Genomic DNA, 2,029 nt, shown 5'->3' with positions numbered 1-2,029 from the left:
CAAAAGGAACATCTGGCGCGCAAGATTCCCCTTCATGATTTTGATCATGTCTGAAATATAAAACTGTGGTCGACAATCTACAAGCAGATGAATATGATCCGGCATAACCTCCATAGCCAGGATTTGAAATTTATATTCCTGTGCAAGACTTTCCAGCATTTCTTTGCATTCCACATCAATTCCGTCTTTTAAAACCTTTTTTCTGTACTTTGTACACCAGACCAGATGATACTGCAGAGAGTACACATATCCTCTACCATATGAAAGATCATTTTTATTAATTGTAAACATATCTTTTCCCATAAAAACATTATACCATATACATAGGAATATATCAAACATTTGTTCTCATTTTTATCAAAAATCTTGCGCGTCTAACTCATCACTACTACAATATATTTATGGGTAATCCCCTTACTTCCAGTAAGGATTTATCCATCTCATTACTTAAACTGTTAGAATGTAGGATGCAATGGTATATCGACTTCATCACTTGGACCTCGCGTCCGTACTTTAGACTGATAACCGGCTCCTCATTCACAGTGTTCGTTTTATGCAGGTTGAATCACATTAGGTGCATTCGTGTCACACACAGTAGTTTGAACAGGTAATGAGTAAAACTGGTATTTATCCATTGTAATATTTTTTAAGGAGTGATAAATTTATGAACGCAGTAGGTATCGATGTTTCAAAAGGTAAAAGTATGGTTACAATTCTGAGACCATTTGGGGAGATTGTATCCTCTCCTTTTGAGATTAAGCACACATCCAGTGATATCCATTCACTTATTAAACTTATTCATTCTATCGAAGGTGAATCCCGGGTTGTAATGGAACATACCGGCCGCTACTACGAAGCACTTGCTCACCAGCTTTCAGCAGCAGATCTCTTTGTCAGTGCTGTTAATCCCAAGTTGGTCAAAGATTTTAATAACGATTCTCTTCGCAAAATCAAGTCCGACAAAGCTGATTCTGTCAAGATTGCCCGCTACGCTCTTGACAAATGGCAAAGTCTTGAACCGTATAGTATTACAGATGAATTACGCGCTCAGCTAAAGGTCATGAATCGTCAGTTCCATTTCTATGTGAAACAAAAAACGGCTATGAAAAATAATCTTATTGGCCTCATTGACCAGACCTATCCAAATGCAAATACTTATTTCAATAGTCCCACCCGCAGTGATGGTTCCCAGAAATGGGTTGATTTTGTCTCTACATACTGGCATGTAGATTGCATTCGTAAAATGTCTCTAAACGCTTTTGTTGAACATTATCAGAACTGGTGCAAGCGCAAAAAATATGCCTTCAATAAATCAAAAGCGGAAGAAATTTACACCAAAACAAAGGAACTTGTTCCAGTATTTCCTAAGAATGAAATAACCAAACATATCATCAGACAAGCTGTCGATCAGCTCAACAGTACTTCCGTTACTGTCGAAACAATACGCACTCTCATGAACGAGACTGCCTCAAAGCTTCCTGAATACTCAATTGTCATGCAGTTTAAAGGGATTGGTCCATCTCTCGGTCCACAGCTTATGGCTGAGATCGGTGATGTAACCAGATTCACGCATAAAGGAGCCCTTACTGCATTCGCCGGAGTTGATCCTGGGGTAAACGAATCTGGTTCCTATGCCCAAAAAAGCGTCCCAACATCCAAACGTGGATCTTCAAATTTAAGAAAGACTCTTTTTCAAGTAATGGATGTTCTTATCAAAACCATGCCTCAGGATGATCCTGTATATCAATTCATGGACAGAAAACGCACCCAGGGTAAGCCTTACTATGTTTATATGACTGCAGGTGCTAATAAATTTCTCAGAATATACTATGGACGAGTGAAAGAATATCTTTCTGTTCTTCCTGATCCAAGCTAATTCAAAACTTTTACTTTCAGACCAGCACTGGTTGTGGTGGCCTTATTTTAATGCCTAATTTTTAACCTGTAAAGTTTTTTAACTTTCTTCAATTTTAGTATTGACTTTTTATTTGCAGGCTAAAGTAACGAGAATGCGACGCGCCGTTTTCAA

2 protein-coding genes are annotated in these 2,029 nt (G+C 38.2%); one reads left to right on the top strand and one right to left on the bottom strand.

Annotated elements, in window-relative coordinates:
• The coding region (gene tnpA / locus DWZ60_RS16815) for an IS200/IS605 family transposase (protein WP_119222175.1) at positions 1-303 on the bottom strand (303 nt) is incomplete at its 3' end.
• Positions 304-664: 361 nt separating this feature from the next.
• Here tnpA and DWZ60_RS16810 point away from each other — a divergent pair.
• Positions 665-1,876, top strand: coding sequence for an IS110 family transposase (locus DWZ60_RS16810; RefSeq protein ID WP_055218916.1), 1,212 nt, complete (start codon positions 665-667; stop codon positions 1,874-1,876).
• Positions 1,877-2,029: the final 153 nt, after the last annotated feature.

The sequence above is a fragment of the Blautia sp. AF34-10 genome, from assembly GCF_003477865.1.
GTDB lineage: Bacteria > Bacillota > Clostridia > Lachnospirales > Lachnospiraceae > Fusicatenibacter > Fusicatenibacter saccharivorans.
Note: the sequence above shows the minus strand (reverse complement) of the source record. Positions and strands in the feature narration are given on the sequence as shown.

Coding starts and splice junctions, on each gene's coding strand:
- DWZ60_RS16810 (WP_055218916.1), top strand. CDS start 665: ATGAACGCAGTAGGTATCGATGTTTCAAAAGGTAAAAGTATGGTTACA.